General features: G+C 64.9%; 24 protein-coding genes and 1 pseudogene. 12 read left to right on the top strand and 13 right to left on the bottom strand.

Going from position 1 to position 26,228, the window contains the following annotated elements; genetic code table 11:
• Positions 1–2: 2 nt before the first annotated feature.
• On the top strand, positions 3–1,667 hold the full coding sequence (locus tag ABDC78_RS28430) for a cation:proton antiporter family protein (RefSeq protein ID WP_178358164.1): 1,665 nt from the start codon (positions 3–5) through the stop codon (positions 1,665–1,667).
• A gap of 5 nt (positions 1,668–1,672) precedes the next feature.
• Here ABDC78_RS28430 and ABDC78_RS28425 read toward each other — a convergent pair whose 3' ends face one another.
• From ABDC78_RS28425 to chvE, 6 genes are read right to left on the bottom strand one after another with little or no spacing between them, the layout of a single operon-like run.
• Positions 1,673–2,794, bottom strand: coding sequence for a galactokinase (locus ABDC78_RS28425; RefSeq protein ID WP_178358165.1), 1,122 nt, complete (start codon positions 2,792–2,794; stop codon positions 1,673–1,675).
• A complete protein-coding gene (gene galT, locus ABDC78_RS28420; RefSeq protein ID WP_178358166.1) occupies positions 2,791–3,891 on the bottom strand; it encodes a galactose-1-phosphate uridylyltransferase in 1,101 nt (366 codons plus the stop codon). The genes ABDC78_RS28425 and galT overlap by 4 nt, the downstream gene beginning before the upstream one ends.
• Positions 3,888–4,091, bottom strand: coding sequence for a hypothetical protein (locus tag ABDC78_RS28415; RefSeq protein ID WP_178358167.1), 204 nt, complete (start codon positions 4,089–4,091; stop codon positions 3,888–3,890). The genes galT and ABDC78_RS28415 overlap by 4 nt, the downstream gene beginning before the upstream one ends.
• A 52-nt stretch (positions 4,092–4,143) precedes the next feature.
• On the bottom strand, positions 4,144–5,376 hold the full coding sequence (gene mmsB, locus ABDC78_RS28410; protein ID WP_178358168.1) for a multiple monosaccharide ABC transporter permease: 1,233 nt from the start codon (positions 5,374–5,376) through the stop codon (positions 4,144–4,146).
• The gene (mmsA, locus tag ABDC78_RS28405) at positions 5,377–6,915 is read right to left on the bottom strand and encodes a multiple monosaccharide ABC transporter ATP-binding protein (RefSeq protein ID WP_178358169.1); all 1,539 of its coding nucleotides are present in this window, start codon (positions 6,913–6,915) and stop codon (positions 5,377–5,379) included. It abuts the gene before it with no gap.
• Positions 6,915–8,015, bottom strand: coding sequence for a multiple monosaccharide ABC transporter substrate-binding protein (gene chvE, locus ABDC78_RS28400; RefSeq protein WP_178358170.1), 1,101 nt, complete (start codon positions 8,013–8,015; stop codon positions 6,915–6,917). The genes mmsA and chvE overlap by 1 nt, the downstream gene beginning before the upstream one ends.
• Positions 8,016–8,299: 284 nt before the next feature.
• Here chvE and ABDC78_RS28395 point away from each other — a divergent pair, with 284 nt between their 5' ends.
• From ABDC78_RS28395 to ABDC78_RS28355, 9 genes are all read left to right on the top strand, one after another.
• Positions 8,300–9,286 (top strand): ABC transporter substrate-binding protein, encoded by a 987-nt coding sequence (locus tag ABDC78_RS28395; RefSeq protein ID WP_178358171.1) that lies wholly within the window; start codon positions 8,300–8,302, stop codon positions 9,284–9,286.
• 77 nt (positions 9,287–9,363) lie between these two features.
• Positions 9,364–10,896, top strand: coding sequence for a sugar ABC transporter ATP-binding protein (locus tag ABDC78_RS28390; RefSeq protein WP_256735969.1), 1,533 nt, complete (start codon positions 9,364–9,366; stop codon positions 10,894–10,896).
• Positions 10,893–12,008: an ABC transporter permease gene (locus tag ABDC78_RS28385; protein WP_178358172.1), complete on the top strand. Its 1,116-nt coding sequence runs from the start codon at positions 10,893–10,895 to the stop codon at positions 12,006–12,008. Before ABDC78_RS28390 ends, ABDC78_RS28385 begins: the two co-directional genes overlap by 4 nt.
• A gap of 7 nt (positions 12,009–12,015) precedes the next feature.
• Complete coding sequence (locus tag ABDC78_RS28380; protein WP_256735970.1) at positions 12,016–12,942, top strand: sugar ABC transporter permease YjfF; 927 nt, start codon at positions 12,016–12,018, stop codon at positions 12,940–12,942.
• A 71-nt stretch (positions 12,943–13,013) separates the two neighbouring features.
• Positions 13,014–14,042, top strand: a complete 1,029-nt coding sequence (locus tag ABDC78_RS28375) for a LacI family DNA-binding transcriptional regulator (RefSeq protein ID WP_178358173.1) — start codon at positions 13,014–13,016, stop codon at positions 14,040–14,042.
• Positions 14,039–15,709: a ribulokinase gene (araB, locus tag ABDC78_RS28370; protein ID WP_178358174.1), complete on the top strand. Its 1,671-nt coding sequence runs from the start codon at positions 14,039–14,041 to the stop codon at positions 15,707–15,709. The genes ABDC78_RS28375 and araB overlap by 4 nt, the downstream gene beginning before the upstream one ends.
• Positions 15,706–16,410 carry an L-ribulose-5-phosphate 4-epimerase gene (locus ABDC78_RS28365; RefSeq protein WP_178358175.1) on the top strand — a complete coding sequence of 235 codons (705 nt, stop codon included), beginning with the start codon at positions 15,706–15,708 and terminating at the stop codon, positions 16,408–16,410. The genes araB and ABDC78_RS28365 overlap by 4 nt, the downstream gene beginning before the upstream one ends.
• A complete protein-coding gene (gene araA / locus ABDC78_RS28360; protein ID WP_178358176.1) occupies positions 16,407–17,918 on the top strand; it encodes an L-arabinose isomerase in 1,512 nt (503 codons plus the stop codon). The genes ABDC78_RS28365 and araA overlap by 4 nt, the downstream gene beginning before the upstream one ends.
• Before the next feature lie 15 nt (positions 17,919–17,933).
• Positions 17,934–18,944 (top strand): zinc-binding dehydrogenase, encoded by a 1,011-nt coding sequence (locus ABDC78_RS28355; RefSeq protein ID WP_347133260.1) that lies wholly within the window; start codon positions 17,934–17,936, stop codon positions 18,942–18,944.
• 20 nt (positions 18,945–18,964) lie between these two features.
• On the opposite strand, the gene ABDC78_RS28350 is transcribed toward ABDC78_RS28355, so the two are convergent.
• Positions 18,965–19,828 (bottom strand): potassium channel family protein, encoded by an 864-nt coding sequence (locus ABDC78_RS28350; protein ID WP_347133259.1) that lies wholly within the window; start codon positions 19,826–19,828, stop codon positions 18,965–18,967.
• Between the two features lie 198 nt (positions 19,829–20,026).
• On the opposite strand from ABDC78_RS28350, the gene ABDC78_RS28345 reads away from it, so the two are divergent.
• Positions 20,027–21,214 carry a metallophosphoesterase gene (locus ABDC78_RS28345; RefSeq protein ID WP_178358178.1) on the top strand — a complete coding sequence of 396 codons (1,188 nt, stop codon included), beginning with the start codon at positions 20,027–20,029 and terminating at the stop codon, positions 21,212–21,214.
• A 16-nt stretch (positions 21,215–21,230) separates the two neighbouring features.
• Here ABDC78_RS28345 and ABDC78_RS28340 read toward each other — a convergent pair whose 3' ends face one another.
• From ABDC78_RS28340 to ABDC78_RS28315, 6 genes and pseudogenes are all read right to left on the bottom strand, one after another.
• Complete coding sequence (locus ABDC78_RS28340; RefSeq protein WP_178358179.1) at positions 21,231–21,578, bottom strand: thiocyanate hydrolase; 348 nt, start codon at positions 21,576–21,578, stop codon at positions 21,231–21,233.
• A 2-nt stretch (positions 21,579–21,580) separates the two neighbouring features.
• Positions 21,581–22,285 carry a thiocyanate hydrolase subunit gamma gene (scnC, locus tag ABDC78_RS28335; RefSeq protein ID WP_178358180.1) on the bottom strand — a complete coding sequence of 235 codons (705 nt, stop codon included), beginning with the start codon at positions 22,283–22,285 and terminating at the stop codon, positions 21,581–21,583.
• A 10-nt stretch (positions 22,286–22,295) separates the two neighbouring features.
• Positions 22,296–23,131: pseudogene (locus ABDC78_RS28330) on the bottom strand (SH3-like domain-containing protein).
• Positions 23,132–23,287: 156 nt separating this feature from the next.
• Positions 23,288–24,154, bottom strand: a complete 867-nt coding sequence (locus tag ABDC78_RS28325; protein WP_178358181.1) for an NmrA family NAD(P)-binding protein — start codon at positions 24,152–24,154, stop codon at positions 23,288–23,290.
• 21 nt (positions 24,155–24,175) lie between these two features.
• Complete coding sequence (locus ABDC78_RS28320) at positions 24,176–25,156, bottom strand: glycerophosphodiester phosphodiesterase family protein (protein WP_256735991.1); 981 nt, start codon at positions 25,154–25,156, stop codon at positions 24,176–24,178.
• Positions 25,157–25,218: 62 nt separating this feature from the next.
• Entirely contained in the window at positions 25,219–25,719 is a 501-nt protein-coding gene (locus tag ABDC78_RS28315) for a nitroreductase/quinone reductase family protein (RefSeq protein WP_178358183.1), read from the bottom strand.
• 59 nt (positions 25,720–25,778) lie between these two features.
• Here ABDC78_RS28315 and ABDC78_RS28310 point away from each other — a divergent pair, with 59 nt between their 5' ends.
• On the top strand, positions 25,779–26,222 hold the full coding sequence (locus tag ABDC78_RS28310) for an SRPBCC family protein (RefSeq protein ID WP_178358184.1): 444 nt from the start codon (positions 25,779–25,781) through the stop codon (positions 26,220–26,222).
• The last annotated feature ends 6 nt before the right edge of the window (positions 26,223–26,228 follow it).

Here is a 26,228-nt window from a genome sequence, read left to right as displayed (position 1 = left end):
TCATGGACCTGCACCCATTCACCACGATCGCTGTCATCTTGGCGATCGCCGCCGTCGCCGGGTTGATCGCCACCCGGCTACGTCAACCCCTCATCGTCGCGTTCATTGTCGTAGGCATCGCGGTCGGTCCGGTGGGCACCGGATGGGTATCGGCTGACAGCACGATCGAACTACTGGCAAGGCTCGGCATCGCGATCCTGTTGTTCCTGGTCGGATTGCGGCTCGACCTGCACATGATCCGCAGCACTGGCCCCGTGGCATTGGCGACGGGGCTGGGGCAGGTGCTCTTCACCTCGGTGGTCGGCTTCCTCATCGCCGTGGGGCTCGGCATGGACAGTGTCACTGCGGTCTATGTCGCAGTGGCTCTGACATTTTCGTCGACGATCATCATCGTCAAATTGTTGTCGGACAAACGGGAACTGGACCAGCTGCACGGCCGGATCGCGATCGGCTTCCTGATCGTCCAGGACATCGTCGTGGTCCTGGTGATGATCGCGCTCACCGCCTTCGGGCAGGACACCGGCGATAACCTCGGGCTGGGTATCGCCAGCGTGCTGATCAAGGGTGCAGGCCTGATCGGTGGAACTTGGCTGCTCATGCGCTACATCCTGCCGTGGTTGCTGCCTCACGTTGCAAAGTCCCAAGAGCTCCTGGTGCTGTTCGGTGTGGCTTATGCGACGTCGTTGGCGGCGTTGAGCGAGTGGCTGGGGTTCAGTTCCGAAGTCGGCGCCTTCCTCGCAGGTGTGTCGTTGGCGAGCACCCCATACCGTGAGGCGCTCGGAGCGCGGCTGGTCAGCCTGCGCGACTTCCTGTTGTTGTTCTTCTTCCTCGATCTCGGTGCCCGACTCGAATTCACAGACGCTGCAAGGCAGATCACCGAGGCCGTGATCTTCTCGGCATTCGTGTTGATCGGAAACCCGTTGATCGTCATCGTGATCATGGCGGCGATGCGCTACCCCGTGCGCATCGGCTTCCTCGCAGGGTTGACGGTCGCCCAGATATCGGAGTTCTCGCTGATCCTGGCCGCGCTGGGATTGAGCCTCGGCCATATCACCAGTGCCACCGTCAGTCTGATCACGGTGGTCGGCCTGATCACCATCGCGGGATCGACCTACATGATCATGTACTCCCACCAGCTCTACGACAGGGTGAAACGGTGGCTGGCCGTGTTCGAGCGCAGTGGTAGCAAGGCACCGGAACATGTTGGCGCAGAAGATGAGTACGACGTGATCGTTTTCGGACTCGGTCGATTCGGTAGCCATCTGGCGCGCCGGCTCAGCGCTGCCGGCCACCGCGTGCTCGCGGTCGACTTCGACCCGCACTCGGTGAAGACGAACGACGGTGACGGCGTGACGACGACGTTCGGCAGCGCGGAGGACGTGGACCTTCTGGCGGCTCTGCCGCTGGAGAAGGCGAAGTATGTCGTCAGCGCCATCCCGATGCTGCAAACCAACCTGGCTCTCCTCCACGGCCTTCGTCACCACCAGTACGTCGGCACCATCGCGTTGACCGCCCACACGCCACACGATGCCGCGAAACTGCACGCCACCGGGGTGCACATTGTCCTCGAGCCGTTCTCGGCGGCAGCGCACACGACATCGAACACCCTGCATGACCTACTCATCGGAGAGTCCACTGATCCTGACGACCAAGACAAGGCGCCGTGAGGTCATCAGCCCGGCGTTGGGCTCACTGCGTGGCCGGCACCGCCGCCGGCGTGCGTGTGCACGATGGTTGGGGTTCGGAATCCGCCCTGCTGCATCGTGTTACGCACAGCAGCATCGACCGCAGCCATTCGCTCCTTCTCGACCAGGGCGATCACGCAACCACCGAATCCGCCGCCGGTCATGCGTGCGCCGAACGCACCTGCAAGAGTCGCCGTTTCGGCGATGAGATCGATGTGCTCGGTGGTGATCTGGAAGTCATCACGCATCGAGGTGTGGGACGCGGTCAACAGACGACCCACTTCGACGTAGTCGGGGACAGCGAGCGCATCAACAACATCGAGCACCCGTTGGTTCTCGGTGATGATGTGCCGGGCGCGGCGGGCGTCGCCGGGATGTGAGACCTTCTCCCACGGTGTCGGTTCCCGGTCCTGCACGTCCCGCAGCGAAGCGACACCCAGGTCCGCGGCGGATCGCTCACACGACCTGCGTCGCGCGGCGTACTCACCATCTGCGTGCCGGTGGGTGGCATGGGAGTTGATGAGTAGAAGCGCAACGCCCTGGGAGTCCGGATCAAAAGCCACTGATTCGACTGTGACGCTGCGGAAGTCGATCATCTGGGCCCGTTGCGGTTCGGCGAAGAGTATCGCCAGCTGATCCAGCAGGCCTGTCGGGGCGCCGACGAATTCGTTCTCGGCCCGCTGGGCGATGCGTGCCTGTGCGATCCGGTCCAGCGGTTGCCCCGTGGCGGCGAGGATTGCGCCGAGTGCCGCGCACTCCAGAGCGGCCGACGACGCGAGCCCCGAGCCCATCTCGACACCGCCGGTGACCGCCATCGTGCCGCCGGTGACCGCATGACCTGAGCTCCGCAGCGCCCAGACCACTCCTGCGATGTAGCTTGCCCAGCCGTCGACCTCACCCGGATTCACGTCGAGCGGAAATCTCACCGGGTTGGAGGCGCGGTCGCTACTGACGGTGAGCGAATCGGTGTCGTCGGGGTGGTAGGTGACGACGGTGCGCTCGGGCAGGGCGATCGGCAACGCCAAGCCGTGGTTGTAGTCGGTGTGCTCGCCGATGAGGTTGATCCGGCCGGGCGCCGAATACTCGATGGTGTCTTGGGAGATGGTCACTCTTCCACGCCTCGCAGCATGGCGGCGACGTCCTCCGGCACCACATCGCTGATGAACGCCTCCATCGCCGATTCCGAGGAAGCCAGATACTTCAGCTTGGTGGCGCTGCGTCGGGTCGAGATCACCTCGATGTGGAAGTACCCCTCGCGCTGCGCGTCGGTATCGGAGTACTGGTGCAACGCCGCCATATACGGCAGAGGGGTGGGGTAGAGGCGATCCAGCCGGTTGAGGATATCCAGGTAGATTTCTGTGAAGTCGTCGAGTTCGGCGGCGTCGAGGTCGAGCAGGTTGTGCACGAACCTGTTCGGGTAGATGTGGACCTCGACCGGCCAGCGTGCCGCGAAGGGCACGAAGGCGGTGAAACCGTTGTTGGTGGCGACAACTCGGCTTCCGGCGGCGACCTCCTGCGCCAGGATGTCGGCGAACAAGTTGCTGCCGTGGCTCGTCCGATGGGCCCGCGCCGCCCGAAGCATTCGCTCGGTGCGGGGGGTCAGGTAGGGATAACCGAATATCTGACCGTGCGGATGAGTCAGCGTCACGCCGATCTCCTCGCCGCGGTTCTCGAAACAGAACACCTGCTCGATGCCGGGTCGTGACAGGAGGTCGGCAGTGCGGTGCCGCCATGCCTCGACGACGAGCTGGGCCTGGGGAAAACTCAGGTCCGCGAACGAACTGTGGTGGTCGCTGGAGAAGCAGATGACCTCGCACCGACCGTGACTCGGCGCGGAGACGAAGTCGTCGCCGACCGGCGCCGGAAGAGGGGACCCAGATCCGTCGGCTTCCGACAAGCTCGCGAAGCGATTCTCGAAAACGACGACATCGTAGTCGGTAGCCGGCACCTCACTGGTGAGTCCGGTGGGTCCGGGGCACAGCGGGCACTGGTCTGGCGGCGGCTTGTAGGTGCGCTCTTGGCGAAGCCCGGCGATGACCACCCACTGTTCGGTGCTGCGGTCGAAACGTAACTCCGACTGCGTGGTTGTTCTATCGGGTAGCTGCCGCCGGTCGGCGACAGGACTGCAGCGGTGGCCCGGTAACACGAAGAACAGCTCGTCGCGTCCGTCGGCCAACGTCCACGGCTTCACCTCCGTGGGTGTCATCGCGCCGACTGCTGCCCTTCCTCGTGGAGGCCGGCCCGGCGCAGCGCCAACCAGGGTTGGTGGCGCCGCTCCTGTTCCCGACGTGCGATCTCGGTGGTGACGATCTGCTGATAGCGGTGCACCAGTTGATCTCGTGTCAGCCCGAACTCGGGTAGTACCTCGTCGGCGGGAGGTCCGCCGTAGGGTGCCCAGCTACGCATGAATGTCACGATGTCATGTTCGAAGCGATCCGCGATGCCTCCGCCCGGCATGTCAGGATCCGCCCTTCTTCTTGTTGTAGACGTCGAATCCGACCGCGGCCAGCAGGACCAGTCCTTTGATCACCTGCTGCACGTCGCTGCCGATACCGATCAGCGACATTCCGTTGTTCAGCACACCGAGGACAAAACCGCCGATGATGGCCCCGAACACCGTCCCGACGCCACCGTTGGCCGACGCGCCGCCGATGAACGCGGCGGCGATCGCCTCCAACTCCATCCCGATACCCGCCTGCGGAGTGGCGGAATTCAGTCGCGCGGCGAACAGCAGTCCGGCCAGCGCGGAGAGCAGACCCATGTTCACAAAAACCAGGAACGTCACCCGCTTGGTCTTCACACCGGACAGCCTCGCGGCTGCCACGTTGCCGCCGACCGCGTAGACCTGCCGCCCGAACACGGTCGAGCGCATGACGAAGGCGTAGATGACGAACGCGACCACCAGGACGATGCCGACGACCGGCACCCCTCGATAGCTGGCGAGAAGGAGGGTGAATGCGGCGAGCGCCACGACGATCGCCGCGCACTTCGCGGCGAACCAACCCACCGGCAGGACGTCGAATCCGTAGTGTGACTGCGTCCTTCGCTGTCGAACCTGTTGCCACAGAGCCGCGATCGTGACAACCGCACCGAGGATCATGGTCGGCCAGTGGTAGAGGCTGCTGCCGCCGATCTCGGGAAGGAACCCGCTGCTGACCTGACCGAAACTACTCGGGAAGGGCGCGATCGACTGCCCCTCCAACAGGTACTGGGTTGCCCCGCGGAACACCAGCATCCCGGCCAGCGTCACGATGAACGACGGAATGCCGACGTAGGCGATCCAGAAACCCTGCCACGCGCCGATCAGTGCACCCAGAAGCAGGCAGAGCACCACGGCGACGGGCCAGGGCATGTCGTGGGTGATCATCAACACCGCCGACATGGCGCCGACGAATCCGGCGATGGATCCCACCGACAGATCGATGTGTCCCGAGATGATCACGATGACCATTCCGATCGCGAGGATCAGAATGTAGCCGTTCTGCTGAACGATGTTGGTGACGTTGAGCGGCTTGAGCAGAATGCCGTCGGTCAGAACCTGGAAGAGCAGCACGATCAGGAGCAGCGCGACGACCATGCCGTACTGCCGGAAGTTGCCCTGCAGCGCCGTTCGCAGTCGTGCGACGGGCGAATCCGATGGCGGCGGCGCCGGTGCGTCGGCCGGTGTGCTCACCGTGGGAGAGGCGGTCATCTAAGTGCGTCCCTTCATCATGTAGCGCATCAACGTCTCCTGCGCGGCGTCCTCGCGTGCCACCTCACCGGTGAGACGACCCTCGTTGAGGGTGTATATGCGGTCACACATGCCGATCAGCTCCGGGAGTTCGGAGGAGATCACGATGACCGCCTTTCCCTGCGCAGCAAGAGAATTGATGATCATGTAGATCTCGTACTTGGCACCGACGTCGATGCCGCGGGTGGGTTCGTCGAGGATCAGCACGTCCGGGTCCGCGAAGATCCACTTGCTGAGCACCACCTTCTGCTGGTTGCCGCCCGACAGGTTTCCCGTGGTGGCCTTCACCGACTGCGCCTTGATGCGCATGTCCTTTCGGAACCGCTCGGCGACGACGGTCTCTTCGTGCTCGTTGATGATCGACATCCTGCTCACCTTGGGTAGCGACGCCAGAGTCACGCTGCGGGCGATGTCGTCCATCAGGTTGAGCCCATAGTGCTTTCGGTCCTCGGTGGCGTAGGCGATGCGATGCGCGATTGCTTCAGACACCGTGCGCGTCTGAATCTCTTGTCCATCTTTGAAAACCGTTCCGCCGGCCTTCTTGCCGTAGCTGCGGCCGAAGACACTCATTGCGAGCTCGGTGCGGCCCGCTCCCATCAACCCGGCCAAGCCGACGATCTCACCACGCCGGACGTTGATGGAGACATCGTCGACGACCTTGCGCTGCTGATCGAGTGGGTGGAACACGGTCCAGTCGTTGATGGCGAAGGTGACTTCGCCGATGGGGTGAGTCGACCGCTCCGGGAAGCGGTCGACCATGTCGCGGCCCACCATGCCCCGGATGATGTGCTCTTCGGTGAGCTCATGCTCAACAGCGCGAGTCTCGATGGTGCGGCCATCGCGCAGGATCGTGATGTTGTCGGCGACGCGCATCACCTCATTGAGCTTGTGCGAGATGATGATGCAGGTCAGACCCTGGCCTCTGAGCTCGACGATCAGGTCGAGCAGATGGCGGCTGTCCTCGTCGTTGAGGGCTGCGGTCGGCTCGTCGAGGATGAGTAGCTGCACCTTCTTGGACAGCGCTTTGGCGATCTCGACGAGCTGTTGCTTGCCGACGCCGATGTCGGAGATGCGAGTACGGGGGCTCTCGCTCAGACCCACCCGATCGAGCAGTTGTTGAGCGTGGGTCATGGTCTCGTGCCAGCTGATCACCCCCGCCGAGGCGTGCTCGTTGCCGAGGAAGATGTTCTCGGCGATGGACAGCACCGGGGCCAGTGCGAGTTCCTGGTGGATGATCCCGATGCCGCGGCGTTCACTGGATCGGATGTCCTTGAAATCGCCTGGCCGACCGTCGAAGACGATCTCACCGGAGTAGCTGCCGTGCGGATAGATCCCGCTGAGCACCTTCATCAGCGTCGACTTTCCGGCGCCGTTCTCACCGCAGATCGCGTGGATCTCACCCCGGTGCACGGTCAGGTTGACCTCGGACAAGGCCGTCACGTTGCCGAATCGTTTGGTGATGTCCCGCATCTCGAGTAGTGGCGCGGCGGTGCGGTCCATCAGGCGACCTGTGCCGCGGTGTAGTACCCGGACTCGACGAGGGCGTTCTGGTAGTTGTTCTTGTCCACGCTGACCGGCTCGAGGAGATACGCCGGCACCACCTTCGTCCCATTGTCGTAGGTGTTGGTGTCGTTGACCTCCGGCGAACCGCCGGTGAGCAGCGAATCAGCCATTTGCACGGCGGCTTTCGCGAGCTCGCGGGTGTCCTTGAAGACAGTCTGGGTCTGCTCGCCGGCGATGATCGACTTCACCGACGCCAACTCGGCGTCCTGTCCGGTGACGACCGGCAGCGGATTGGCGGGCGTGCCGTAACCGGAGCTCTTCAACGCGGAGATTATCCCGAGGGACATGCCGTCGTACGGGGACAGCACGGCATCCAACCGACCGCTGGTGTAGGAACGGCTCAGCAGGTTGTCCATCCGTGACTGAGCGAGCCCGCCGTCCCAGCGCAGCGTGGCCACCTGGTCGAACGACGTCTGACCGCTCCTGATGACAAGCTTGCCGCTGTCGATGTAGGGCTGAAGCACGCTCATCGCGCCGTCGAAGAAGAAGGTCGCGTTGTTGTCGTCGGGAGACCCGGCGAATAGTTCGACGGTGAACGGTCCCTCGTTCTGTTCCAGACCGAGGGTGTCGACGATGTAGGACGCCTGCAGGACCCCGACCTGGAAATTGTCGAATGTCGCGTAGTAGTCGACGTTTTCGGACCCACGAATCAACCGGTCGTAGCTGACGACCGGAATGCCGGCATCGGCAGCGCGCTGCAGGGTGTTGGTCAGTGACGAGCCGTCGATGGGTGCGATGACGAGGACCCGGACGCCCTTGGTGATCATGTTCTCGACCTGCGACACCTGGTTCTGCACCACGTCGTCGCCGTACTGCAGGTCGGTCTCGTAGCCGAGCGATTGGAACTGCTCGGCCATGTTGTCCCCGTCGGCGACCCAGCGCTCGGACGACTTGGTCGGCATCGCGATGCCGACGGTGCCCGTGCGCTCGCCACCGCTCTGGGCGGCCTCGGTCGGTGTCGAACGGCCGCAGCCGACGCTGGTGAGTACGGCTACCGCGGCCAGTGCACCCACGACGCGAACAAAGCTCTTGCGCATGAAATCCTCCGGTTTGGCTTGCTCGACATCGCGGATCCCGCGCGGCGGGCCGCAGGTGATGTGAGCGTTAACATCAACGATCTTGTGACTCTCCTCACGGCCTTGTCAAGACTTCACGCCAACAAATGTGAGCGCTAACAAAATCGTTGACAGCGGTTCGATGTGAGCGTTAACATCCGGAAGGTGTAATGCCGGTCACATCGTTTCCCGCATCTTCCGCGGCCTGCCGAACCTGATCCGGCACGGGCTTGAACTGGGCAAACAGACACTATTAAGGAGCAGTCGTGAATAGATTTCTCTCTTCGGTGATCGGCATCGTGACCGTGGGCGCGCTGGCCGCGTGCGGCAGCGGACCCGCCCCGGGCGGCGGTGACGGCGAGGGGTCTGGTGACGGGCAGATCACGATGGGCTTCTCTCAGGTGGGCGCCGAGAGTGGGTGGCGCACCGCGAACACGACGTCCATCCAGGACGCTGCGCAGGACGCCGACATCGACCTCAAATTCTCCGACGCCAACGGCGAGCAGGAGAACCAGATCTCTGCGATCCGCTCGTTCATCCAGCAGCGTGTTGATGTGATCGCGTTCAGCCCGGTGGTGCGCACCGGATGGGACGCCGTCCTGCTGGAAGCCAAAAATGCCGCGATTCCCGTCATCCTCACCGATCGTGCCGTCGACACCCAGGAACCCGACGTCTACAAGACCTTCGTCGGGGCGGACTTCGTCCGGGAAGGGCAGTGGGCGGGCGAGTGGGTGGTCAAGGAGTATGCGTCGGCCCCAGGGCCGGTCAACATCGTTCAACTCGAGGGCACGACCGGTTCGGACCCGGCGATGGAACGCAGTTCGGGCTTCGCCGAGGCGATCGCTGCGGACCCCAAGCTCACGGTGATCTCTTCGCAGACCGGTGATTTCACCCGTTCGGGCGGCAAGCAGGTGATGGAGGCCTTTCTCAAGGCCAACCCGGCGATCGACCTGGTCTTCGCGCAGAACGATGACATGGCGCTCGGGGCGATGGAAGCCATCGAGGCGGCCGGAATGACACCGGGTCAGGACATCAAGATCGTGGCCATCGATGCCACCCGCGACGGTATGCAGGCTCTCGCCGACGGCAAGTTCAATTTCATCGTGGAGTGCAATCCGCTGCTCGGCCCCGAGTTGATGACCTTGGCCGAGAAGGTGGTCGCCGGTGAAGAGGTCCCGACCCGCGTGGTGACCCCGGATGAGACCTTCGACCAGCAGCACGCGGCCGCGGTACTGCCCGATCGCAAGTACTGAAACACGAACCGTTGATGCCGCCCGGACCGGACCCCTTGCGGCCCGGGCGGCATCAACCACTACCTAAGGACTCCTCGATGACAGCACCGGTCTCCGGGCGTAGCGACGCCGCGGTGGTCCAGATGCGCGCGGTCACCATCGACTTCCCGGGTGTGAAGGCCCTCGACGGCGTCGACTTCCGGCTGCTGCCTGGCGAGATCCACGCCCTGATGGGTGAGAACGGCGCCGGCAAATCGACCCTGATTAAAGCGCTCACCGGCGTCTACGACATCGACTCCGGCAGCATCACCGTCGACGGCGTCGAACAGCGCTTCACCGGCCCGCGCCAGGCGCAGGAGTCAGGCATCAGCACCGTCTACCAAGAGGTGAACCTCTGCACCAATCTGACTGTCGCAGAGAACATCCTGTTGGGCCGAGAACCGCGCCGGCTGGGGCGTATCGACTACCGCGCGATGAACCGTCGGGCGGCGGAGCTGCTCGGCGACCTCGATCTGACCATCGATCCCAGCTCAACCCTGGGCGCCCACCCGATCGCCCTTCAGCAGCTTGTCGCGATTGCCCGCGCGACGGCGGTATCTGCGCGGGTGCTGATCCTCGACGAGCCGACGTCGAGCCTCGACGCCGACGAGGTCGCCGAACTGTTCCGCGTGATGCGACGCCTGCGCGACGGTGCCACGGCGATTCTCTTCGTCTCCCATTTCCTCGACCAGGTCTACGAGATATCCGATCGAATGACGGTCCTGCGCAACGGTCGTCTGGTCGGCGAATACCCGACGGCGGCGCTGGACAGAGTGAAGCTGGTGGCCGCGATGCTCGGCCACGAACTCGATCTACTGGAGGAGATCAGGGACACCGTCGCCGCGGACAGCGTCGCTGCCGGTGAGACGATTCTCAGCGCACAGGGCATCGCGCGCCCGCCTGCGGTTCATCCGGTGGACTTCCAGGTTCACCGCGGCGAGGTGGTTGGCCTGGCAGGTCTGCTGGGATCGGGCCGAACCGAGTTGGCGCGCTTGCTCTTCGGTGCCGACCGGGCGAGCAGCGGCCGGGTGACCGTCAACGGCAAGGCGGCGTCGGTGCGTTCCCCGCGCGCCGCGATCGCCAAAGGTTTCGCGTTCTCCTCCGAAGACCGCAAGGGCGAGGGGATCATCGGCGAGCTCACCATCCGCGACAACCTGGTCCTGGCACTGCAGGCCCGACGCGGGTTCGCGCGGCCGCTGTCGAAGAAGACCAAAGACGATCTGGTGGGTCGCTACATGGAGGCCCTCGACATCCGGCCCCGCGATCCGTGGGCGCTGGTGAAGAACCTCAGCGGCGGCAACCAGCAGAAGGTACTGCTTGCGCGGTGGTTGATCACCGAGCCGCAGCTGTTCATCCTCGACGAACCCACCAGGGGCATCGACGTGGGTGCCAAGGCACAGATCCAGAAGCTGGTCGCCGATCTGGCGACCGACGGCATGGGGGTGGTGTTCATCTCCGCTGAGCTCGACGAGGTCGCGCGGATCAGCGATCGGATCGCGGTTCTGCGAGAGGGGCACTGCATCGCCGAGGTCGGCACGGAGTGCACTGTGCGGGAACTGACCGCGCTCATCGCCGGGGGGAGTGAGCAGTGATCAAGAAACTGACCGCGTCACCGCTGGTGTGGCCGGCGTTGGCGCTGGCGGCGCTGCTGGCTGTGAATGTTGTTCTGACACCCAGCTTCCTGAGCATCCGCGTGCAGGACGGCCACCTCTTCGGCAGCCTCATCGACATTCTGCGCAACGGCGCGCCCACCATGCTGGTGGCGCTCGGCATGACACTGGTGATCGCGTCGCGCGGAATCGATCTGTCCGTCGGTGCGGTGGTGGCGGTCAGCGGCGCGCTGGCGTGTGCCCACATCGCTTCAGCCGCGGATCCGGCCGGTGCGGGCACCGTCATCACCGCGATGGGCATCGCACTCGGTGTCGCCGTGGGCCTGGGGCTGTGGAACGGAATGCTGGTCTCGGTGTTCGGGGTCCAGCCGATCATCGCCACGCTGGTCCTGATGACGGCAGGCCGCGGAATCGCGCTGTTCATCACCGACGGCCAGATCGTCACGGTCACCAGCGCACCGTTCAAGGTGCTCGGGGCCGGTTACGCCTTCGGACTACCGGTGGCGATCCTGGTGAGTCTGTCGGTGTTCGTGCTGGTGGGGCTGTTGGTCCGGCGCACCGCGCTGGGCATGCTGCTCGAGTCCGTCGGTATCAACCCCGATGCCAGTCGGCTCGCGGGTGTGCGGTACCGATCGATCGTTTTTGCGGTGTACGTCTTCTGCGCGTTGTGCGCCGGGGTCGCCGGTCTGATGATCGCGTCCAACATCTCGGCAGCCGACGCCAACAACGCGGGGCTGTGGATCGAGATGGACGCCATCCTGGCGGTCGTCATCGGCGGCACATCACTGCTGGGTGGACGGTTCAGTCTGACCGGAACCATCCTGGGCGCCTTGATCATCCAAACTCTGACGACGACGGTGTACACCGTGGGGATCACCCCCGAGACCACGCTGGTGTTCAAAGCGCTGGTGGTCATCGCCGTCTGTCTGCTTCAGGCACCCAAGTTCCGGCAGATGTTCTCGCGGCGCCGATCCCGACCCACCAGCCAACCCGGCAACTCGGCTCCTGGGTCGGCACCGGCAGCGATGCCGCTTTCGATCCCCGAGCCCGCAACCGGACCGACGTCGTCGACGTCCGCGGTGGCGATGAAATGAGCCCAACATGAGCACTCGGACCGCGATGAGACCTCGTGTCGTCGCCACAGACCTGATGCAGCGTGCCCGGGGGCGCTACCTGTCGCCGTTGGCCTCGTTGGTGCTGTTCGTCGTGATGTTCTCCGCGGTCATCACCCGCTACGACTTCGCCAGCCCCGCCCAGGTGTTCCTGAACCTTCTGGTGGACAACGCCTATCTGATCGTGCTCGCGGTCGGGATGACGTTCGTACTCCTCACCGGTGGTATCGACCTGAGCGTGGGTTCGGTGGTGGCGCTGTCCACCGTGATCGTGGCCACCACCTTGCAGGCGGGCTGGCCGATGCCGTTGGCCGTGGGCACCGTGCTGGTGGTGGGACCCACCCTCGGCCTGATGATGGGCCTGGTCATCGAGTATTTCGACGTCCAACCGTTCATCGTCACCCTCGCCGGAATGTTCCTGGCGCGCGGGCTGTGTTACGTGATCAGCGTGGACACGCTGCCGATCAACGATCCGGTGCTCCGTGAGGTCGGGTTGAACTACGTCTATCTCTACGAGGACAAGTTCATCCGCTGGACTGTGGTGATCGCCCTCGCCGTCGTGGTGATCGCCGTTTATGTCCTGCACCAGACCCGTTTCGGCCGCACGGTGTACGCCGTCGGAGGCAACCGGCATTCCGCACAGCTGATGGGGCTCAACGCGTCCCGGTCACGAGTCTCGGTCTACGCGATCAGTGGACTCTGTGCCGCCCTGGCCGGACTGCTGCTGGCGGCCCAGAAGCTGTCCGGATACAGCCTCAACGGTGTCGGTCTGGAGCTCGACGCCATCGCGGCGGCGGTCATCGGTGGTGTGCTGCTCTCCGGCGGCGTCGGCTTCGTGCTCGGCTCGGTGGTCGGGGTGCTCGTGCTGGGCACCATTCAGACTTTCGTCACCGCGGCGAACCTCGACTCGTACTAGACCCGGATCATGACAGGAGTGCTCTTGCTGATATTCGTCCTGGTGCAACGACTAGTGGTGAGGAAGCCCGGATGAGCAGCCAGCCAGCCCAGCCGATCACAGCGAAGCCCGTGATGGCGGACGTCGCACGACTTGCAGGCGTCAGTCACCAAACGGTGTCGCGAGTCATCAACGGATCCGCCAGCATTCGGCCGGAGACGAAGGCCAGAGTCCAGCAGGCCATCGAGGAACTCGGGTACCGACCCAACACGGCCGCCCGGGCCCTGGTGACGCGACGGTCCGGAATCATCGGGATCGTCGGCACCAACAGCGCGCTGTACGGACCCTCGAGCATCCAGCGGTCGGTGCAGGAGGCCGCCCGGGCAGCAGGTTACTTCTCCAGTCTGGTGCCGCTGGCCGAGGTCACCCTGGAGACGCTGCGTGACGCGCTCGATCACCTGGCGCGGCAATCGGTCGAGGCGATCGTGATGATCGCCGCCCAGGAGGACGCGCTGGCGGTCGTGCACTCCGCCGACGCGGGGTTGCCGCTGATCGTCGTCGAAGGCGATCTGTCGGGACGCGGGCTCAGCGTCGGTGTGGACCAGATCGGCGGTGCCCGACAAGCCACCCAGCACCTCATCGAGTTGGGGCACCGGGCCATCGACCACGTTGCCGGACCGATGAACTGGACAGAGGCAAAGGGCCGCTGCACCGGTTACGAGGAAGCGATGCGTGGTGCCGGACTTGCCCCCCGGGAATTCTGGGAGGGGGACTGGACCCCTGCCCGCGGATACGAGATCGGTCGCGAGCTGGTGCGCCGAGGAGAAGCGACAGCCGTTTTCGTGGCCAACGACCAGATGGCCATCGGGGTTCTCCACGCGTTCGCCGAAGCGAGCCTGTCGGTCCCGGGCGACATCAGCGTCGTCGGATTCGACGACATCCCCGAAGCGGGATACCTCAATCCCGCTCTGACCACCGTCCGCCAGGACTTCCAGGCGATCGGTCAGCGCGCGATCGACCTCGTCATGGCGACGCTGGACGGGTCGACTGCCAGTGTGCCGCTCCTGCCCCCTCAACTGATCATCCGTGACAGCACTGCAATGCACGAGGAGGCGCTGTGAGTGGCGAGAAGTACACAGTGGGAGTCGATTTCGGCACCCTTTCAGGTAGGGCACTGGTCGTGCGCGTCAGCGACGGCCGGGAACTCGCCAGTGCCGAGCACTCCTATGCGCACGGTGTGATCACCGAAAGGCTTCCCGGAAGCGAAGTCCGGCTTCCGCCGCAGTGGGCGCTGCAGATGCCTGGCGACTACCTCGATGTGCTGCGCACCGCCGTGCCGGAGGCCGTCGTGCGGGCAGGTGTTGATCCCACTGACATCGTCGGGATCGGTACCGATTTCACGGCCTGCACGATGGTGCCGGTGCGCGCCGATGGAACCCCGCTCTCCGATCTCGAGGAGTTCCACGATCGCCCACATGCCTACGTCAAGCTGTGGCGTCACCATTCCCCTCAGCCTCAGGCCGATCGAATCAATGCCGTTGCCGCACAGCGGCGAGAGTATTGGCTTGCGCGCTACGGCGGGTTGATCTCGAGTGAATGGGAGTTCGCGAAGGCGCTGGAGATCCTCGACGAGGACCCGGCGGTCTACCACGCCATGGACCACTTCGTGGAAGCGGCGGACTGGATCGTCTGGCAGCTGTCGGGCAGTTATGTCCGCAATGCCTGCAGTGCCGGTTACAAAGGAATCCGCCAGGACGGCCGGTATCCGTCCCGGGAGTTTCTCGCATCGGTGCGCCCGGAGTTCGCCGGCTTCGTCACCGACAAACTGGATCACCCGATCGGCCAACTGGGGGAGCGGGCCGGGTATCTGACCGAGCAGGCGGCCCAGTGGACCGGACTGCCGAGCGGGATCCCCGTCGCCGTCGGCAACGTCGACGCCCACGTCACCGTCGCGGCGGCCGACGCGATGGAGTCAGGGCAACTGGTGGCGATCATGGGAACCTCGACCTGCCATGTGATGAACGCCGAGGTGCTGCGTGAGGTGCCCGGGATGTGTGGCGTGGTCGACGGCGGAATAGGAACGGGCAGTTGGGGATACGAAGCAGGGCAGTCAGGGGTCGGAGACATCTTCGGCTGGTTCGTCGACAACTGCGTCCCGGAGAGCCATCAGGTCGAGGCGCGTCGTCGAGATCTGTCGCTTCATGAGTATCTGACCGAGCTTGCCGGTCGCCAACAGGTCGGCGAACACGGACTCGTCGCGCTCGACTGGCACAGCGGAAACCGCTCGGTACTCGTCGATCACGAACTGTCGGGCGTGATGATCGGGCAGACGTTGGCGACCACCTGTGTCGACATGTACCGGGCGCTGCTGGAGGCCACCGCGTTCGGCACCCGGATGATCGTGGAGACGTTCGTCGCCAACGGCGTCCCGGTGACCGAGTTGGTGGTCGCCGGCGGGCTGTTGAAGAACAAGCTACTCATGCAGATCTACGCCGACGCTGTCGGACTGCCTCTGTCGGTGGTGCCGTCCACGCAGGCTCCCGCGCTGGGCTCGGCCATCCACGCCGCAACGGCAGCAGGCGAATTCAGCGATGTGCGCACCGCGGCCAAACAAATGGGCCGGCGGCACCGCAACGCCTACACCCCGATTCCTGCCAATGTTGCTGCCTACGAACAGCTCTACCGCGAGTACGTCACCGCCTACGACTGGTTCGGTCGCGGCAACGACATGATGCGCCGACTCCGGCGTATCGGATCACCGGAAACCGCTATGGAGCCCACCTCATGACCATCACCTCCGATATCGACCGGGTCATCGCCGGACTGCGTCGCCAGGTCTGCGATCTGCATTCGCAACTGACGCACTACGAGCTGGTCATCTGGACAGCCGGTAACGTGTCCGCCCGGGTTCCCGATCAGGATCTGATGGTCATCAAACCCTCAGGTGCCGACTATGACTCGTTGACGCCCGACGACATGGTGGTGTGTGATCTGCACGGCAATCTCATCGACGGGGTTCTCGCCCCGTCATCGGACACCGCTGCTCACGCCTATGTCTATCGCCACATGCCCGAGGTCGGGGGTGTGGTCCACACCCACTCCACTTACGCCACGGCGTGGGCCGCGCGCGGCGAGCCCATCCCGTGCGTACTCACGATGATCGCCGACGAGTTCGGTGGAGACATCCCGGTGGGACCTTTTGCGCTCATCGGCGACGATTCCATCGGCCGTGGCATCGTCGAGGCGTTGCGGTACAGCAGATCCCCGGCGGTGCTGATGCGCAACCACGGCCCGTTCACCATCGGGCGGACTGCTCGCGACGCCGTCAAAGCGGCCGTGATGGTCGAGGATGTGGCACGCACCGTTCACATCAGCCGTCAACTCGGCGCCGCCCCAACGCTGGACGCGGCCGATGTCGCTGCGCTGTTCGAGCGCTATCAGAACGTGTACGGCCAGTCTTCCGACACCCTTCAGGAGAACCAGCGATGATCGCGTCTCGACTCGTCACCAGCCAGGTATGGCTGATCACGGGCAGCCAGTCCATGTATGGGCAGGACATCCTCGACCAGGTCGCGACGCAGTCCCGGCAGATCGCAGAACTCCTCGACGCCGGCTCGGAGATCCCGGTCGAGGTGCGGTGGCTGCCGGTCGTCACCGACTCCGAATCGATCGCACGGGTACTCGGCGAGGCGAACTCCTCCGACGAGTGCATCGGCGTGATCGCCTGGATGCACACGTTCTCGCCGGCGAAGATGTGGATCCGGGGGCTCAAGATGCTGCGCAAGCCGCTGCTGCATCTGCACACCCAGTTCGGTGTCGAGTTGCCCTGGCACAGCATCGACATGGATTTCATGAACCTCAATCAGGCCGCGCACGGCGACCGCGAGTTCGGCTACATCCAGTCTCGGTTGTCGCATTCGCGTAAAACGATCGCCGGGCATGTCAGTGACCCGCGTACCCGAGAACGGATCGGTTCCTGGGTGCGGGCGGCACTGGGTCACGCGGAACTGTCGACTCTCAAGGTCGCCCGGTTCGGGGACAACATGCGCGGCGTCGCTGTCACCGAGGGCGACAAGGTCGAGGCGGAGGCGCATTTCGGCGTATCGGTCGACACCTACGGCGTCAACGACCTGGTGGATGTTGTCGAACGGGTTCGACCCGCCGAGATCGACAAACTGGTTCGCGAGTATGAGAGCACCTACCGGATCGCGGCCGAGTTGCTGCCCGGCGGTGACCGCCATCAGTCATTGCGCAGCGGCGCCCAGATCGAACTCGGCCTGCGAAAGTTTCTGCAGCAGGGGGGATTCAACGCGTTCACCACGAACTTCGAGGACCTCGGCGGCCTGCGCCAGCTTCCCGGTCTGGCTGTCCAGCGATTGATGGCCGATGGCTATGGGTTCGGCGGCGAGGGTGACTGGAAGACGGCGCTGATGCTGCGCACGGTGAAGGTGATGGCCGAAGGCCTTCCCGGCGGCACCTCGTTCATGGAGGACTACACCTACGACCTGACCCCGGGCCACGAGCGTATCCTCGGCGCGCACATGCTCGAGGTCTGCCCGAGCATCGCAGCCGGGACCCCGACGCTGGAGGTGCACCCGCTGTCGATCGGTGGCCGCGACGATCCCGTCCGGCTGCGCTTCACGGCAGCACCGGCCGATGCGGTGATCATCGGCATCTGCGATATGGGGTCACGATTCCGGTTGGTGGCCAACGAGGTTCGTGTCGTCGAGCCGACAGCTGCGCTACCGAATCTCCCAGTCGCCTGCGCGGTATGGGAACCACTGCCGTCGTGGTCCACCTCGGCCGAGGCGTGGCTGATGGCGGGCGCACCACACCACACGGTGATGACCAGCGCGGTCACCACCGAGACGATCGACGACTTCGCCGCGATGACGGACACCGAACTGCTCGTCATCGACAGCGCGACGACGGTGCGCGGCTTCCAGCACGAGTTGAAGTGGAACGACGTCTACCACCATGTCGCCGCGGGACTCTGATCGCCGGGCCCGCTGATGATCGTCGCCCGACTTCACGGCGTCGGTGACCTGAGGGTCGCGACGGAAACCGAACCCGGAGAGGCCCCGCCGGGCTGGTCTATGCTCGCCGTCACCTCGGTCGGAATCTGTGGATCCGATCTGCACTGGTTCGTCGACGGCGGGATCGGCGAGAATCGCATCGACCGGCCTGTCGTGCCTGGCCACGAGTTCGCGGCGGTCGCGATCGCCGGGCCGCACGCGGGGCGCCGGGTGGCCGTCGACCCCGCAATCCCTTGCGGGTCGTGCGAGATGTGCAACGCGGGCCACCACAACCTCTGTCCCAGAGTGCAGTTCGCCGGTCACGGCACCCTCGACGGCGCATTGCAGGAACACCTGGTGTGGCCGGATCACCTGCTGCACCCGCTGCCCGACGACATCAGTGACGACGCCGGTGCCCTGCTCGAGCCGCTGGGCGTCGCCATCCATGCCGTCCGAATCAGCCACCTGCAGCCGGGAGCGGATGTCCTGGTGGTCGGCGGCGGACCCATCGGTGTCCTCGCTGTTCAGGTGGCGCACCGCTCAGGTGCCCGCCGGGTCTTCGTCGTCGAACCGCTGGCACATCGCCGAGCCACCGCGCTTCGCTGGGGTGCCGACGCAGTGTTCTCCCCCGACCACGGTGCGGAAGCGGTGGTGGACGCAACCGACGGACGCGGCGTGGACGTTGTGATCGAGATGGCCGGGACCGACCACGCGATCGAGACGGCAGTGGCTGCCGCTCGACCCGGTGGGCGTATCGCGCTCGGCGGGATCCCGTCGCAGGACACGTCGTCGTTTCCCGCTGCCGCGGCCCGCAGAAAGGGGCTGACGTTTGCGATGGTACGGCGGATGAACGACACCTATGCGCGCGCGATCTCCCTGGCCGCCGACGGGATCGAATTGGACTCGCTGGTCACCCAGCGCCATCCGCTGGTGGACGCGGCGAATGCTTTCAGCAGCGCCGCGGAGCGTCACGGCGACAAAGTGGTGGTCACCGTATCCGGCACGTGAGGGGTGCCGTCCAGCCTCGGTCAGTCATTGTGGCGGTGGTCGGTGGCATAGGCCTTGATGATGGCTGCGGTATCGCCGCCGAGCCGCAGAAACTCCTCGTCGAGAAGTCCGGCCAGGCTGTCCACGGCGGCCGAGATGAGTGCGCCGGCCAGGCGGACCTGTGGGTCTTCGCTGAGATGGGCCTCGTCAGCGAGCTGGGTGGCGTACTCGAGCGAGGATGCCAGCGATGCGTCCGCTTCGAGATCGCGGAAGTAGTACGTCGCGCTGTCCTGGGTGAAGTCGTTCCTGACCTCCACCACCGCGGTGGCGATACCGGTCAGCACATCTGTCGGCACGCACTCGATTCCGAGGGCGGGCAGTGCGCGCCGCGCCTGGCGCAGGGTCGAGAGCTCCAACGCCAGCACCCGCCGGCGGTGAAGGGCGGGGTAGATCTGTAGCACCCAGGACACTGCGGCGGTGAGGAGCATGAACCCGAACAACGCCTCCAGGGGGACGATCACACGAAGCCACGGTGCAGTGGGAACGATGTCGCCGAACCCGAGGGTGCCGATGGTCACCAGCGACACGTAGACCGAGTCGAACACCTTGTGCCGTGCCGCAGGATTGAGTTCCGAGCTGTAGGCGAAGCCCTCCGGCATCAAGGCGTAGTACAGCATCGCCCATCCCAGGACCGCCAGTGCACCCCAGGTCAACACGACCATCGCGATCCCGAGCGGACCCGTCAACGACGCAATCCGCCGATCGGGTGGGAACAACCGCAGCAGCCACCAGACGAACTTCATCACCTGCGGTGCGACGCTGCCGTGGCCGATCGGGTGAAACACATCGCGCATCACCAACAGCACGAAGAAGGATCCGACGACCGCGACTGCCCAGTCCGTCACACACCTCCTCGGTAGACCGTCCGGCCGCACCGACTGCCGTGCACACATCATGCTCCGGCAGTCGCGTCATGGTTCGGGTGTGCGCGATTTCGGCGCGGTGGCACCCGATGACGGTGGGTATGCGCGCCGGAGTCACCAGCTCGTCGGTGCAGGTACCGTCGTCGGTAATCCACACACAGAAAATCGAGGCGCGCCGCGATGTCAGATACGCAGTCGACCGAGGCCAGGCCCGCCGTTGCGCGGCGATCGCGACGGCGATGGTCGCGCCTTGCCGTCGTCTCCACGATCCTGCTGCTGTTGTTCGGGGTGCCGTGGTGGACGCTGGTGTTCGCCGGGACGCAGTGGCCCACCGCGGTGGTCGTAGCCGGCTCCCTGGTCTTCGCGGCCGCGCTTGTGGGACTGCCCGCGATGATGGCGTGGGGCCACGGGCATCGGCACCGGGACTGGGCGGCCGTCATCGCCGACGCTCTGCTCGGTGCGATCTGGGTGCTGTTCGTGTGGTCGGTGCTGTCGCTGCTGCTGCGTCTGGGTATTCTTGTATTCGGCGTCGAAGACCCGCTCAGGGCTCGCCTGGTAGCCGCTGCGATTGTTGTCGTCGTCCCCGTGCTGTTGGTCTGGGGATACGTCGAAGCCATGCGGATTCCGCGGATCAAGAATGTCGACGTCAGGGTCGCCCGGCTCGGCCGGGGACTGGACGGCCTGCGCGTCGTGGTGATCACCGACACCCATTACGGCCCGATCGACCGGGCCCGCTGGTCGGCGTCGGTGACCGAGCGGGTCAACATCCTCGACGCCGACATCGTCTGCCACGTCGGTGATCTCGCCGACGGGACGGTCAGTGTGCGCGAGCACCAGGTTGCTCCGCTGGCAGCCGCGCAGGGCAGGCTCGCCCGGGTGTACGTCACCGGCAACCATGAATACTTCAACGAGGCGCAGGGCTGGTTGGACTACATGGAGCGCATCGGCTGGGATGCACTCCACAATCGGCACATCGTGGTCGAACGTGGCGGCGACAGGCTCGTCGTCGCCGGCGTGGACGACGCGACCGCCAAGGCGTCCGGGATCGACGGCCATGGTGCGAATCTTGATGCAGCTCTGCATGATTCCGACACCACGCTGCCGGTGCTGCTGCTGGCGCACCAGCCCAAGCAGATCACCAGCGCGGCCCGTGCGGGCGTGGATCTACAGATCTCCGGGCATACCCACGGTGGGCAGATCTGGCCGTTCAACTTCCTCGTCCGGCTCGATCAGCCGGTGTTGCACGGTCTGAGCAGCCATGGTGAGCGCACGCAGCTCTACACCAGTCGCGGCAGCGGGTTCTGGGGACCGCCGTTCCGGGTCTTCGCGCCCAGCGAGATCACCGTCCTGACGCTTCGCCAGGGTTGATGGTCAGGGCGTTCGCTCAGGCCTCGAGGCGCGCCCGGATGGCCGATAGTTTCTGTCGCAGTTCGGATTCTGTGATCAGCCCGCGCGTCATCAGCGAATGTGCCAGCGAGACCAGTTGGCTCTCCGGGTAGGGAAGGTCGGAGTACACCGTCGCAGACAGAGCGTCTTCCTCGTCGCGGCGTTCCTTGAAGCTCGGGACCGGGGTGTCACACGCAGCGTGGTCGAGTGCATCACAGAGGCCGTCGAGGCTGGTCTTCCACGGTGGCACGGGGTTTTCCACGCCGTACTTGGCCGCCATCGCCGGCCACACCTGACGACGATCGACGAGGTGCTGCAACACGTCGCTGTCGACGGGCCGGTCCATTGTCAGACGCCGTCCGGGTGCACCGCGGCACGGGTGTCGGTGATGACGTTGGTCGTGACTCCGGCCTTGGGCAGTGCCACGCCGATCAGGCAGTCGCGGGTGATGATCTCGGTCAGCTGATCCTCGGTCCAGTCGTCGGTGCCCTCGGGGCGGATCGGCATGACCATGAACCGGTGCTTCTGGTTGGAGTCCTGCACCCTCACCTCGACATCGTCGGTCAGGTAGAGGCCGAACTCCGCGAGCACCTGACGCGGCCAACGCACCAGGCGCCGACGGTAATTGGGTGTGCGGTACCACTCCGGGGAGTTGCCGAGGATCGGTCGCGGATAACACGAGCACAGGGCACAGACGATCACGTGGTGCACCGTCGGGGTGTCCTCCAGGATCTGGAAGGCCGTGAAATCGCTGGGGGTGCCGAACCCGGTCGGTTCGAGCCAGTCGACGCCGACTTCCTTGCTCGCCGTCATCGGTTCGGCGAGGGCAAGACTCTTGAAATCGGGATCGAGCCAGGCGCGGGCCACCAGACGGGCGGCAGGAGTGGGACCGATCTGCTCGGCGAACTCGGTGAAGCGCCGATGTTCCTCTGCGGTGAAGATGCCCTTCTCGATGCACAATTCGCGCAGGGCGATCTCGAGGATCTCGAAGTCGGTGACCTCGTCGACCATCGGCTTGACGGTGCGGTCGTGGTCGTGGTCGTGCGCTGTCATGTTTCTCCGTTCAGCCGGCCTGCAGCCAGCGCTCGGGAATCTCAGTCCGGAGACTGTCTGTGGCCGGCCCGTTGAAGTCGTTCCACAGTTCGGACATGCGGAACCGGACGACGTAGAACCATTCGGGCTGGGCGTCGGGGATGTCCCACGTCTCGTCCTCGGCGGCCGGGCTTTCGTAGGCCACCGCGGCGATCTCGCCCTTGGCGCCGCGCACGTACTCGGGGGTGCGGGTGTAGAACAGCACCGGCAACTCCCGCACGACGACGGGGTCGCCGACCTTGAACTTCGGTTCGCCGGCCTTGCCCGCATAGACCTGCGGATCGCCTTTGCCCACCGCGTGCACCACGTGACTGTTGCGCTTGACCTGTGTTCCGTCGCCCTCGGACTTGGGGCGCGCCTCGAGGGCCTTTCCCTCGAGTCCGCCGGCGTAACGCTCTTTGACCTCGGCCATCCGCTCGCTGAGTTCGGTGAGGCCGATGTGGTGCTTCTCGATCAGCACACGTGCCACGGACAACAGCCAGCGACCGTAATAGGGAAAGCCGAGATACACCGCACGACCGACGTCGACATTGCCGATCCGCCGCCGCTCCTCGGACAGCCAAATGCCGCGCCAGGCAAGCACTTCGCAGATCACATAGGTCATGTGCTCCCAGTACTCGTAGTCCTTGTTCTCGTACTTCATCGGGGCGTCCGGCTCACCGCCGACGTCGTGCACCGGCTTCATGTAGGCGACGAAACGGTCGTGGTCGAGCAGGTCGGGAGTCGGTGCGTCAGGAAGTTCGGGGTAGGCCGATTTGAGACGCCGACGAGGTCGAGTTGTGCGGCACGTTCAGCGGAGCTACTCATGGACAGACCCTCGCTACGACTTGGCGACCTGACTCTGCAGTATGCGCAGATTAACACCGGTTAACTACCGACCGGCCGATAACTCTCAATCATTCTGTAAGACTGCAGTATTGACGTCGGCGACCATTATTCGCAGATTGCGACAGGACGATGGTCCTATGTCCAGGCTCGCTCGTGCCAGCGCCAGGCGCTGTCAGTGAGGAACTCGGTCAGTGTGCGTGGCGGTCGACCGAGCAGGGATGCCACATCGTCGGTGATCGGTTGGTTCAAGCCCGAGCGGGTCAGGGTGTACACCGCGCTCATGAACACGATGGTGTCCCACCTGACCCCACGCCGACGCAACCGACGGGCGAAGGTGATCAGCCCGGGATCGGTGTAGCGAACGGGGTGGCCCAGCGCCTCGCTGAGCTCGGCCGCAACGTCGTCCATCGTCAGTGCCGCGGGTCCGGTCAGTTCGTAGACGGTGTTCAGATGCCCGCCGGGATCACTCAGGATCCTCGCCGCTACGGCGGCTGCGTCCCGGGCGTCGAGAAACGTGGTCCGCCCGCGGCCGGCCGGGATGAACAACTCACCACGGCTGATGTCGTCGCCGTGTGTCGAGAGGCTGCGGTGCAGATTCTGCATGAAGAAGCTGCATCTGAGGACGGTCCACGTCATCGAACTGCGCCGCAGCGCCGCCTCGACCTTGTAGTGCGGGATGATGCGGGCCCGGTCGGCCCCGAAGACCGAGACGTAGACGACGTGGCGGCACCCCGCCCGCTCCGCTGCGGCGATGAAGGGAATGATCGCTTCGCGCGCCGCCCGGTTGCCGGGTAGGGGGAACAGCAGGAAGAGTCGGTCCACACCGGTCAGCGCAGATTCCCAGGTGGACCGGTCGAAGAAGTCCATCTCGCACGTGTTGACGGTGCCACGCGGCTGAGGTGTCTGACGGCTGGCGACCCGGAACTCGAGGTCCGGCCGGGTGCTGAGCAGATCCACGAGTTCGTGGCCGACATTTCCGGACGGCCCGGTGATCAGCAGCATGCGCTACCAATTTTCACCCGCTCACCTGGTGTAGGCGCGGGGTAGTGGCAGCCCCTGTTCCGCCATAACCGAGCGCAGCCGGGTCGGATAGTCGGTGATGATGCCGTCTGCTCCCGCGTCGATCTGCGCACGCATCGCCGCGGGATCGTTGATCGTCCAGGGGATGACCCTCAGTCCGGCGGCATGCGCCCGATCGACAAAAGCCCGATCGGCGACGAGCTGGAAGCCGGGATCGCCGGGCGTCAATCCCGTGGGCACCGAGTAGCCCGGTGACAGGATGTCGGCACCCACCATGAGCGCGCCGGCGATCGGGTCGGGGACAACAGCCGGGTTTACCCCGGCCAACCACGGGGAGTCCGGAACGTAGGTGGTGTCGTCCCACAACGTCACCAACGGAATGGATGGTTCGGCCGCAGCGACGAGAGGCAGTGCGCGCCAATCGAAGCTCTGGATCTCGACCTGGCCCACCTTTCCTGCTGCGCGCACCGCACCGAGGATCGCGTCGACGAACTCCTGCGGCGACGCCGAGGTGTCCGGATCTTCCGCCTCCACCTTCGTCTCGATGTTGTAGCGGACGTTCGCACCGTAGGCGTCGGTGAGGTCGAACACCTCCGGCAGAGTGGCGATCTTGTTCCCCGGGACCACCTCGGCGGACGGGAAGTCGGCAAGCAGCTTTCCGCAGTCGAGCGTGCGGATCTGTGCCAGCGTCAGATCATGGGTGAACTGTCCGACGTAGGGATACTGGGGATCGTTCGGAAAGGCGGGCGCCGTGTCGGCGCACTTGGTCGGCTCGATCACCGGGTCATGCCACACCAACGGTTCGCCATCCCTGGTGATGACGATGTCGAACTCGAGGGTGCTGACGCCGACCTCGAGTGCTTTGGCGAAGGCGCGCAACGATTCCTCGGTGGTTTCGCCACGCCCACCCCGATGGGCCTGCAGGTCGAAATCGCCTTCGGCGGCCGCCGGTGGTACTCCGGCGATCGTGCCCACCGTGAGCATCAGCAGTAGCAGGGCGATAGCCGGGCGCATGGTGTGACGGTACCCAGCCCGGTTGGCGAATATCACTCGGTTTCGGTGAACATCAGCAGCGGTATCGTCCGCCTGCCTGCGAGGCGCTCGTATCCGGCATAGGAAGGGATGAACTCCTTCGCCAGGTTCCACAACCGTTCCCGATCGGCCCCCGTGACCTCCTGCCCGACGAAGGTGCCGGTGTACCCGCCCGCGGAGATCCGGACCACGGGATTCGCCAGCACGTTGTAGTACCAAGCCGGATGTCGTGAGCCGCCGTAGTTCGATGCCACGACGATGACTCGGCCGCCGTCGGTGAAGTACGTCAGCGGGGTGGTCCGCTGCCTACCGGTCTTGGCGCCGACGCTGACAAGCAGGAGTTCGGGCGTGACCATCGCCGACGACAACCGTCCCCGGCTCAACCGGAGCAGCCGCCGGTCGACACGCGGCGCGACCCGGCGGGCCAGCCACCGTCCCGGGGTGTTGTCCGTCAGCCGGGCTCCGATACGCAACAACGGAGAACCGGCTGTCGGGTCGACTGCGGGTATGCCCATGCACCTGATGTTAGGCAGTGCGGTGTTTCGACCCGCTTCTGCCTGGTTATGGTCACCGGATGGCCATCACCGAAGTCCGCGAAGTAGTCATCGAGGCGCCGCCGGCCGACGTCATGGCCGTGCTGATCGATCTGGAGTCCCTGACCCAGTGGTCATCGGCCCACCAGGAGATCGACATTCTCGAACGTGACGCCGAGGGCCGCCCGCGCAAGGCCCGCCAAGTCGTCAAGATCGTCGGGGTCAGCGACGAGCAGGTACTGGAGTACAGCTTCGAAGACGGGGGCGTCAGCTGGAAACTGGTCAGCTCGGGCCAGCAGCGGGCTCAGCAGGGCCGTTACACACTGACACCGCAGGGAGATTCGTCGACCCTGGTGCGCTTCGAACTGACCGTCGATCTGATCGCGCCGCTTCCCGGCTTTCTGATCAGGAAGGGCGCCAACGGGTTGATGGACACCGCAACCAAAGGACTGCGCAAGCGCACACTGGAGGTCAAGCGCGGGTAGAGCCCG

The sequence above is a fragment of the Mycobacterium sp. DL genome (genome assembly GCF_039729195.1).
Classification (GTDB): Bacteria; Actinomycetota; Actinomycetes; order Mycobacteriales; family Mycobacteriaceae; genus Mycobacterium; species Mycobacterium hippocampi_A.
The sequence above is the reverse complement of the archived record's forward strand: the minus strand, read 5'-3'. Positions and strand labels throughout refer to the sequence as shown.

What these genes read in the sequence shown, in the direction of transcription:
- ABDC78_RS28430 (WP_178358164.1), top strand. Translation starts at nt 3, where the DNA reads ATGGACCTGCACCCATTCACCACGATCGCTGTCATCTTGGCGATCGCC.
- galT (WP_178358166.1), bottom strand. Translation starts at nt 3,891, where the DNA reads ATGACACCCACGGAGGTGAAGCCGTGGACGTTGGCCGACGGACGCGAC.
- ABDC78_RS28415 (WP_178358167.1), bottom strand. Translation starts at nt 4,091, where the DNA reads ATGCGTAGCTGGGCACCCTACGGCGGACCTCCCGCCGACGAGGTACTA.
- mmsB (WP_178358168.1), bottom strand. Translation starts at nt 5,376, where the DNA reads ATGACCGCCTCTCCCACGGTGAGCACACCGGCCGACGCACCGGCGCCG.
- mmsA (WP_178358169.1), bottom strand. Translation starts at nt 6,915, where the DNA reads ATGGACCGCACCGCCGCGCCACTACTCGAGATGCGGGACATCACCAAA.
- chvE (WP_178358170.1), bottom strand. Translation starts at nt 8,015, where the DNA reads ATGCGCAAGAGCTTTGTTCGCGTCGTGGGTGCACTGGCCGCGGTAGCC.
- ABDC78_RS28390 (WP_256735969.1), top strand. Translation starts at nt 9,364, where the DNA reads ATGACAGCACCGGTCTCCGGGCGTAGCGACGCCGCGGTGGTCCAGATG.
- ABDC78_RS28380 (WP_256735970.1), top strand. Translation starts at nt 12,016, where the DNA reads ATGAGCACTCGGACCGCGATGAGACCTCGTGTCGTCGCCACAGACCTG.
- ABDC78_RS28375 (WP_178358173.1), top strand. Translation starts at nt 13,014, where the DNA reads ATGAGCAGCCAGCCAGCCCAGCCGATCACAGCGAAGCCCGTGATGGCG.
- ABDC78_RS28365 (WP_178358175.1), top strand. Translation starts at nt 15,706, where the DNA reads ATGACCATCACCTCCGATATCGACCGGGTCATCGCCGGACTGCGTCGC.
- araA (WP_178358176.1), top strand. Translation starts at nt 16,407, where the DNA reads ATGATCGCGTCTCGACTCGTCACCAGCCAGGTATGGCTGATCACGGGC.
- ABDC78_RS28355 (WP_347133260.1), top strand. Translation starts at nt 17,934, where the DNA reads ATGATCGTCGCCCGACTTCACGGCGTCGGTGACCTGAGGGTCGCGACG.
- ABDC78_RS28345 (WP_178358178.1), top strand. Translation starts at nt 20,027, where the DNA reads ATGTCAGATACGCAGTCGACCGAGGCCAGGCCCGCCGTTGCGCGGCGA.
- ABDC78_RS28340 (WP_178358179.1), bottom strand. Translation starts at nt 21,578, where the DNA reads ATGGACCGGCCCGTCGACAGCGACGTGTTGCAGCACCTCGTCGATCGT.
- scnC (WP_178358180.1), bottom strand. Translation starts at nt 22,285, where the DNA reads ATGACAGCGCACGACCACGACCACGACCGCACCGTCAAGCCGATGGTC.
- ABDC78_RS28325 (WP_178358181.1), bottom strand. Translation starts at nt 24,154, where the DNA reads ATGCTGCTGATCACCGGGCCGTCCGGAAATGTCGGCCACGAACTCGTG.
- ABDC78_RS28320 (WP_256735991.1), bottom strand. Translation starts at nt 25,156, where the DNA reads ATGCTCACGGTGGGCACGATCGCCGGAGTACCACCGGCGGCCGCCGAA.
- ABDC78_RS28315 (WP_178358183.1), bottom strand. Translation starts at nt 25,719, where the DNA reads ATGGGCATACCCGCAGTCGACCCGACAGCCGGTTCTCCGTTGTTGCGT.
- ABDC78_RS28310 (WP_178358184.1), top strand. Translation starts at nt 25,779, where the DNA reads ATGGCCATCACCGAAGTCCGCGAAGTAGTCATCGAGGCGCCGCCGGCC.